Genomic DNA, 8133 nt, shown 5'->3' with positions numbered 1-8133 from the left:
CTTTCAAATCTGTTTTAATTATATATGTAATAACAAAAAAATGCAACGATAAGTTAGTTTCGTTGCATTTGTTAATTCATTTTTTTAATACTCTTTCTTTTCTATATACTCCTTAAAACCCAAGCTTTATCGTCTTTCCATCCAGTGCAATCCCCTCCGAAACAGAAATCTGAATTTTCTGTTCTTCACTAAAGCCTATAGTTTCTCCATCATTTAACACTACATCACTTGTAATTATATAATCAGAAATACTTGCTAAAAAATTGTAGACTTCCTCAGCTTCTTCAGAACTTTTAATTATCTCAAGCTCCTTTTTGCCAAATTGTTCAATACCATAGGTATAACCTGAAACAGTATTATTTTCATCTCCATAAAGTCCAATATAAACTATATTTTCTATTGGAAAATCATCATTTTCATCATATAATTTTGCAAAGTCATAATACATCTGAGGATGAATAACCGTTCCCAGTATATTAATACCAAGACACTCCTTCTGTCTTGCTGCAGTTGCAAGAAGTTTCACATATAATTTCGCCTGTGAAACAGCATTGACATCATCTTTATGGTATATTACAGATACCAATAGATGTGCCTTATGCCTTTCAGCCGCTTCTACTGCACCATCCCATCTGTAATTAGTTTTAGCCTGTTCTACTGCTTCATTATCAGGAATTGGCGCAGGCATTAAGCTTGCAGTTAAAATCATACCATTGTTATCTGCAATTATGGTATTGTTATCGTGTGTTATTTCAAAATCATAGCTCATTCCCCAATCCTCTTTGAGGTCTTTAACATATTTTTCAGCATCAAAATCTGCTCTTTCAAGCAATACAAATCCTACAAATGTTGACATATTTATTCTCCTTTTTAATTATTTACTTTTACCCGTTTATTCCGCCACATTCAACTACATATTCACTGTCTATCTCCATACAAGCCAAATGTCCTAATAAATAATCCGGTTCTGCATCTAAATCCAGCATAAAATCTGTTTCACTTCCTTTTATATAAATTACGACATTATTCACAAAAAGTGATTCGATAAAATCTTTCTCTGTAATCTCTCCATCTGCGGTAAAATCACCACTTTCAATCATATCATTAATATTTTCTATAAAATAGTCATTTTCCTCCATAAATGTATCTATTATCTTGTTTCTGTTTTTATTAAGCCAGTTAATTTTTTCAAAAACGATGTCTTCAACGTCTTTCTCATCGGCTTTTATCTCCAGAAGAATATCTGTTTCTTTTCCCCATACATCCATCTTGCCCATATAATCACCACTATCATCTAAAACAAATTCTATGTTGCCGATTAAAATTTTATTCTTCATACCTTCCGCTCCTATGCTATAAATTTAGTTGTAATCTTATGCTATTTATCTTTTTTCAAAATGCCTATAATTATTTTTCGAAATTTTCCTCTTTGTTTTACACCACATAAAACTTAGAAAACTCCCAAAAGTTCTTTCTGGTTAGCTATAAAATTCTCATAAATAAATTCATACACAGCCTCTTTATCTATTTTTACTACCCTGAGTACATTATCTTCCATAGTTATATTCCTTCACACTCTTCATTCTTCTACATTCAAAATTAAAGTTATTGGGGTTATTTCGTTTTAACTCAAGCTTTAGTTTCTTTATGTTATATCCCATTTTATTATCTCCATACTATTAGGTCTGCTGATGTAGCATAACTATGGTTTTGCAGTCCTTACATATTTCTATATAAGCATTTCCCTCCATACCATCAAGCACTGTATCCCATTGTATCTGGGCAAGATACTTCATAGGCTTTCCACAATCAGGGCACATCTTTATTTCACAGTCCTGAATCCAGAAGGCAAAACCACCAACAGATGAACCGCCGTACCAGTCAGCCGCAAATCTGAGCGGCACAGGTTTATCACCTAAAACATAGGTATTTGAAGCTAATTCCTCTACTCCACTCTCACCCAAATAATCTTCTCCTATAAAACTATCTTCCCCGAAAATAGCTTCACTTTCTCCATCCACACTATATCTGCAAAAATCTCCACCAGAAAACTGGAAGCAGTTTGGACAGCATTTTGCTTTAATAACACCATCTATGCCAATAAAATCTAGTCTTTCATCCCTGCCATCAATTTCCATAAGATTTACAACAGTACAGCCACATTTAGGACATTTTTCATCAGTCCTGACACCGATTTTTACTGGACTTTTCTTCTTCTCTTCCATTGTTCCTTTTACCAGAGGATAGCACTTATCAAAATTTGTTTTAATAAAATTCCCTTCCTTATCATAAGACCAGCCGCCATAGGTCGCATAAAATGAAGGATTGACATATAGCTTTTTTCTCCACTCTCTTGGATGTTTTTCAAGCTCTAAAAAGGTCTGATACACCTCATCTCCACCGGCTGCAGCAAGACATAATAATAAATGTCCCGCAAGTCCTGACTCTATATCATCCTGCTTTATCATTTCTGTCATTGATTTTACTATATCTTCATAAGCATCTTTATATAGCTCACAAGGATAGAAAACCTTATGCTCAAAAGCAGTTTCGGCTATTTTGGCAGTATTTATGTCTCTGTAATCCAACAGTTTTATAAAGATTCCATGGTTTTTATCCAAGTCACCGGTTGCTTCCATTTCTTCACAAATTTCTTTTATTCCGACAGCTATTTCTTCTTCTGTCATTGCCAAGATTTCATTCTTCCTATTTTCTGCTCTGCAATCAGCACAAATACCATCAAAATATATTTCTCTGCCACATTGTTTACACTTTTGCGCTTCTCTTTCCATAACATCCCCTTGCTTTCAGCACATCACAAATATTAGCTTAAATTACATCATTTCACTTCAACCATTTTATTATTATCCATAACAAAGAGCTTTACCAGACCTTCTCCTGTATAGCCTGCATATTTTCCCTGTAAATACTTATAGCACTCTTCTTTAGTTGCAAATTTAATTGTCTGATAAGGTTCTTCAAAGTTTAGCTTTCATCATCCTCCATGCCTGCCCAGTTAAGACACCCCGTCTCTTTCGCAGCCAGACTGTATTCTTCCATAGGTGTACGGCCATTTTCCAATACTTTATTAAGATGTGAAAATGCAAGTGTCAAATGCTTTTGACATCCCAATCTTACAAGGCTTAAAATATTACGAAGGCAACCTTTTGTAATAAATACTTAGAGCCACATAGACTACCAATGCTATTAGTAAAAATATTGAAATAAATGCTGAAACAAACTCCTCTTTTTCCTCCGAATCCAATATTTCCCTTATCTGAAGCGGAACCGGAAAGCCTGTCGGACAATAAAAATACAAAATCACACCCATTGAAAAAATAGGGTCTTGCATCTTGGAAGGAAATAGAAGAAAAAATGATGCTATTATACCTGTACAGAATATTATCCTGATAATAGCTAATTTCATTAGATTAGATAAATATCCCTTCTTCAGTCTAATACCATAGCCTAAGCTAAAAAGAATCAGACCTGAGACAGGTGCTATTATTGCCCCCATTGTATTTTCATAAATTGAACCAAATACTTCACTTTGTGAAATAAGGTGATGTAAACCGGTCAAATTGGTAACTGCAGCCAGCAAGGCTGCTATAACAAAAGGAGCAGAGATTACTTTTTTTATTAATGGCAAGATCTTTAAATCTTCCTTACGCCTTATTTGTAATATTGTCGGTACAAAGATAAAGTTAATAAGGATTCCCGCCAAGTCAAAAGGAATCAGATTTAGGATATAGGATGAACCTACTATACTTAAATACAATGGAAGAGCAACAGCTCCCCCCTCACAGGTTAAGAGTAGAAATGGAGATAGGTCTTTTAAGTTTCCAGGCAACATCCTGCATATTATCTTTCCTAAAAAATAAACAAAAATCCAGACTGCAATTAAATAAACTATTTCCAAAGCTATCTGTCTATCAAGTACAGAACTTGCCACTATATGATAAATAAGAAAAGGAAATAATATATCTAAAGCGATAGTCTTTAATCCATTATTTTGTTCGTGATTAATCCATCCTTTTTTTCTTGCGTGTATCCCTAAGAAAAGGATGAAAAATACGGGAAAAATTGTAGAAATTGCCTGCATATTATCCCTCATAAATCGGATACTTCCCAGTTAATACTGAAACCTTAGAAAGTATCTCTTCTTTGCTATTTTCAAAATCTGTTGCAACTTTGAAGAGACAGTCCGCAATAACTGCCATGTCTTCTTCCTTAAATCCTCTGGCTGTCACAGCAGGAGTGCCGATACGCACTCCGGAAGTCACAAAATACGAACGTGGATCAGACGGAATACTATTTTTATTCAAAGTAATATTCACTTCATCGCAGAGGTTCTGCATGTCTTTTCCTGATACTCCCTCAAAATTAGTTAAATCTACCAGCATAAGGAACCGGGCTTGGATGCACACCTGCAGCAATAAGACCTGCAATATGAGCCATGTCCACAAAAAGTACTGCTCCCACTTCCGGATCCATTTCACGGATAAAATTCATTATATCTTTTACCATATTTACTCCTTTAGTTATTTATTTTAGTTTCACCTGCTATGGTCTATTATATGTGTTTGTTCTCAGATAGTAAATAAGAATAATTTTCTTTCAGCTTCTGTAATCGATTATCTGCCTCTAATTTCTAACTCTTTCATATCCCAATCATAGCAGCTTGATATTGTGTTTACAAAATAGGGAGCAAATGTATTGCCCGCCCATTCTTCACTCACGCAATCCCAATATTTTTAACAGGATTTTTGCCTTTTTTATTGCGGCAGACTTGGCACTGCTGTTTGCAATTTCTAAAAGACCTTGCCATTTTGCATCTTCCGGAGGAATAAATCCCCTGCCGGCTGCTTCCTTTAAATAGTCTGCATAGTAAATACAAATATCCAAAATTCTGTTTATCCATACCGGTGGCTTATTATTTTTCACAGTCTTTGCTCCAGCATATTTGATACACTCACTTAGCATTACCCAAAACACACTCAGAAGTTCTCTTTCCTTCTCAACCACCCGTACCAGCTTTGCAGGGCTGATATCTTCATGAAGCAGTAACTCTCTTGTAATATCTCTCAATGTATTCACATTCAGCTCACCGGATTTTATCAATTCTTTGGTAAGGCTTTTTGCGCCATAAATACTTTCTCCGTCCTGAGCCAAAAGTGCCACAGCAATAGTGAGGAGAGTCTTTGAATATGGGGTGGATTCTCCTTCTAACGGACCGTTTTCTTCATTTCTCCAATTTCTGAACCTGCTTACCACAATCTTCTTTTTTATATTATCATAATGAAGCCATACAGACTTTTCTTCTTCATCTATAATTTCCCCGTTATGATTAGCCTTAAATGCTGAAACCTGTCCCTCATTTCTAAGTCCGTAAATCCATCCGGCTATTGTTACCTGATATTCATACTCAGGTACATCAGGCAGATTTAAGTTAAATTGAAAAACTTTTTCATTTTTTCTTATTTCAACAGCTTTTACACTCATAGAAACATTATCGGGGATAAGTGTTTTTGGCTCAGGTAATGTCACCCATACTTCATCAAAGTCATTTTTTGATATTAGAGTATCCGATGCCTCTTCACTGTTTTCCGGTTCTTCTATAATTTTTGTATCAAAAGATTTTAATTTATTCACGATTTCCTTTGCATAGCCTACTGCCTTTGAAGCCCCTGATTTAGCAGCAAGATTTTTAACTGCCTTCATTTCCAATACACTATTAGGAGCAAGCTTGTTTTGCACAGCCATGACAACCTCATCCAGATAATCTCTTAAAAACTTTACAACCTCAGCAGTTCCTGTCAGCATTCTGGGAGCCCCAAGCGATACTTCCACAGTATCACAGGCGGCTTGCCATACAACGCTCAGCATACCGTCTTTTGCCATACATTCCATAGAAAGAGCCATACTTGCCAGATTTGAGGGCGTATCACCATTCCAATCCAGATAAGAAATATCTGCTGTATCCGGAAGCAGAAGTCCCCTTTCCCAGGCTTCATGGGTTGCATTAATCACATCTTCTGCATTCTCATCACTTAGATTACTCTCTATAGCAAGCCAGTTCATCAGTGCACCCTTTGTAATCGGCTTTCTTCTTCTTGCTATCTGTCTTAAAATTATACCCTGCCCATGGTATACCTCACAGTCTCTGTGTACCGCCGTAAGAGCATAATCTCCCCAAGTCGGAAACATAGAAAACATAGAATCATTGCTGTATGAAAATCTATTCGGTAAGGCTTTCAGACTTTTTGGCATATCAAGTTCCACCTTCCAAGATGAGGTTTTTCCGGGTATAAATTCCGGTTCAATATATGGATCTTTTAAGTATTCGACAATTATTTCACCTGCTGATATGTCATTTCCGTATTCATCCTGTAAAAGTTCTCCTGACGGAAGTAAGATTTTCAAATTTATATCATTTAGTTTTTCTAAGTACTCTTTTACATCTTTTTCTGTAACCGAATCAATGTCGAGCCTTGTAAGTGCAAGTTGTAAATCAGGTTCTGAAACATATGATAAATTTTCATTTTTATATATTAGCAGACGATTGACTAAATCGGATAATCCGATACTTAAATCTTCATAACTCGGAGTGCTTAGTAAGCAGGGCCATTTGTCGATAGACGCAAATAACACAAGTCTTCTTGTATATAAGAGTTCACCATACACGATTTTTAAAACTTGTTTTTCACCATCCCACACTTCTCTCATTCTATCCGGGCATATATTATTTCCCAGATTTTTTGCCCATATACCAAGTGCCAATATGCCGCTTGAGTCATTGTTCGAAATTCCTGCCAGACTCATTTTAGCCTCATCAGGATTTTTGTATGCAATGTTATTTGCCATAGCAATAAATCTCTCAAAAGTAATATCCGCAACACTTTCCTTTCTTTCTGAAATCACTGCCACCAAATCCGTCAACGCCTCCGGTGAAGCTTCTCCGATTTCAAACTCAGGAAGTTCCCAAAGTTTCGGTGTTTCCCTCCAAAGTCCCTGTACCTCTGCTTTTACATCTTCTTTTTCAAGTTCCAAGCCCCAAGCCTTCTCCAGACTGTCGGCAAGTTTTGATATACTTTTATCCTCATCCTGCTTATACAGTAAGATCCACTCTTCATACTCTTTTGCAGACTTCGGTTTTTCTCTTTTTAATGTAGCATTTAAAATCAGTTTTTTGATTTTCTTAACCTTTGCGAAGCTGCAGGAAATAAGTACCTGATACAGCAAATCTTCTGAAGCATTTTCTATAAGAACCGGTGCAAATCTTTCAAGTAAAGCGGTTTCTCCAAGTCCCAACAGTGGAATGATTGTTTCTGCTCGAGATCTGATATCATCATCCGTAAGTCCTATTTGCTCCAAAACATTCATCAGTTCTTTTCTGTCTCCCGGTCTTTGTGCCATATTTAGTGCATAAAATACCTGTTCCATAGCAGCTTCTTTTGTAAGCACATTATTCTCTACACCCCAGATCAGCACTTTTGAAAAAGGCCCTGTTGACGGTACATTCACAGAAATACCCATTTCAATATGCTCTATAAATCTTCTTATAATATCCTCTTTTGCCGGTGCAAATCCTTCGTCAAAGTTTTGTTCTTTTCTTTCAGAGCCCAAAACCATTGCCGCAACTGCTGTCCAGTCCTTCATATACTCCACCGATTCAGGAATATCAAGATTCATTTGATGAACCAGTTTTATCGCCAATGTACCGAGAACCGACAAAGAGTGCTCCCATATTCTCCTGTTTGAAGTACAGGCAGCTTTAATAAAATTCATAGCATAAGTCTCACCCCGAGCCTCAACAGCCTTTAAAGCAACCTCACTGCCTTGCCTTAAAATATGTGCTGCACGCTTGGCATCCACTCCCACACGGATTGCAAAGATTGCAAGTTTGCCTAAATCGACATCCACAACAGGAACAAAGCCGTAAGTATTCTCAGATAATTGCTTAATTTCCAACCATTCACCGGCTTTCAGTCCTTCTCTTGCAATTTTTTGTTCTTCACTGCTTCCTGTTCCAAGGTTTAAAATATCTTCAAAATCTGTTTCCTCATATCCCAGAGAGCGATAAATTTCCACCGCTTTTTCAAGTTTGCCTGCCATACTAACCTCCATACCTCC

8 protein-coding genes and 1 pseudogene are annotated in these 8133 nt (G+C 36.4%); all 9 read right to left on the bottom strand.

The window, feature by feature from the left end; genetic code table 11:
- Nucleotides 1–112: 112 nt before the first annotated feature.
- Nucleotides 113–856, bottom strand: coding sequence for a DUF4261 domain-containing protein (locus tag ACTTKP_RS10105; RefSeq protein WP_442553778.1), 744 nt, complete (start codon nt 854–856; stop codon nt 113–115).
- Nucleotides 857–884: 28 nt separating this feature from the next.
- Complete coding sequence (locus ACTTKP_RS10100) at nt 885–1337, bottom strand: hypothetical protein (RefSeq protein WP_442553777.1); 453 nt, start codon at nt 1335–1337, stop codon at nt 885–887.
- Between the two features lie 342 nt (nt 1338–1679).
- Nucleotides 1680–2792: a hypothetical protein gene (locus ACTTKP_RS10095; RefSeq protein ID WP_442553776.1), complete on the bottom strand. Its 1113-nt coding sequence runs from the start codon at nt 2790–2792 to the stop codon at nt 1680–1682.
- A 47-nt stretch (nt 2793–2839) separates the two neighbouring features.
- Nucleotides 2840–2962 (bottom strand): hypothetical protein, encoded by a 123-nt coding sequence (locus ACTTKP_RS10090; RefSeq protein ID WP_442553780.1) that lies wholly within the window; start codon nt 2960–2962, stop codon nt 2840–2842.
- Between the two features lie 23 nt (nt 2963–2985).
- Nucleotides 2986–3114, bottom strand: a complete 129-nt coding sequence (locus tag ACTTKP_RS10085; RefSeq protein ID WP_442553775.1) for a hypothetical protein — start codon at nt 3112–3114, stop codon at nt 2986–2988.
- Between the two features lie 37 nt (nt 3115–3151).
- Nucleotides 3152–4114 (bottom strand): AEC family transporter, encoded by a 963-nt coding sequence (locus tag ACTTKP_RS10080; protein WP_442553774.1) that lies wholly within the window; start codon nt 4112–4114, stop codon nt 3152–3154.
- Nucleotides 4104–4406: pseudogene (gene glyA / locus ACTTKP_RS10075) on the bottom strand (serine hydroxymethyltransferase); the annotation flags it as partial. The pseudogene glyA and the gene ACTTKP_RS10080, both read right to left, overlap by 11 nt.
- Nucleotides 4384–4494: a hypothetical protein gene (locus ACTTKP_RS10070; RefSeq protein WP_442553779.1), complete on the bottom strand. Its 111-nt coding sequence runs from the start codon at nt 4492–4494 to the stop codon at nt 4384–4386. The gene ACTTKP_RS10070 and the pseudogene glyA, both read right to left, overlap by 23 nt.
- A gap of 237 nt (nt 4495–4731) precedes the next feature.
- Nucleotides 4732–8115 (bottom strand): PRTRC system protein E, encoded by a 3384-nt coding sequence (locus ACTTKP_RS10065; RefSeq protein WP_442553773.1) that lies wholly within the window; start codon nt 8113–8115, stop codon nt 4732–4734.
- Nucleotides 8116–8133: the final 18 nt, after the last annotated feature.

Origin of the sequence: Catonella sp. (genome assembly GCF_052169795.1) — a bacterium.
Classification (GTDB): domain Bacteria; phylum Bacillota; class Clostridia; order Lachnospirales; family Lachnospiraceae; genus Catonella.
The sequence above is the reverse complement of the archived record's forward strand: the minus strand, read 5'-3'. Positions and strand labels throughout refer to the sequence as shown.

What these genes read in the sequence shown, in the direction of transcription:
- ACTTKP_RS10065 (WP_442553773.1), bottom strand. Translation starts at nt 8,115, where the DNA reads ATGGCAGGCAAACTTGAAAAAGCGGTGGAAATTTATCGCTCTCTGGGA.
- ACTTKP_RS10095 (WP_442553776.1), bottom strand. Translation starts at nt 2,792, where the DNA reads ATGGAAAGAGAAGCGCAAAAGTGTAAACAATGTGGCAGAGAAATATAT.
- ACTTKP_RS10100 (WP_442553777.1), bottom strand. Translation starts at nt 1,337, where the DNA reads ATGAAGAATAAAATTTTAATCGGCAACATAGAATTTGTTTTAGATGAT.
- ACTTKP_RS10105 (WP_442553778.1), bottom strand. Translation starts at nt 856, where the DNA reads ATGTCAACATTTGTAGGATTTGTATTGCTTGAAAGAGCAGATTTTGAT.
- ACTTKP_RS10080 (WP_442553774.1), bottom strand. Translation starts at nt 4,114, where the DNA reads ATGAGGGATAATATGCAGGCAATTTCTACAATTTTTCCCGTATTTTTC.
- ACTTKP_RS10070 (WP_442553779.1), bottom strand. Translation starts at nt 4,494, where the DNA reads ATGGATCCGGAAGTGGGAGCAGTACTTTTTGTGGACATGGCTCATATT.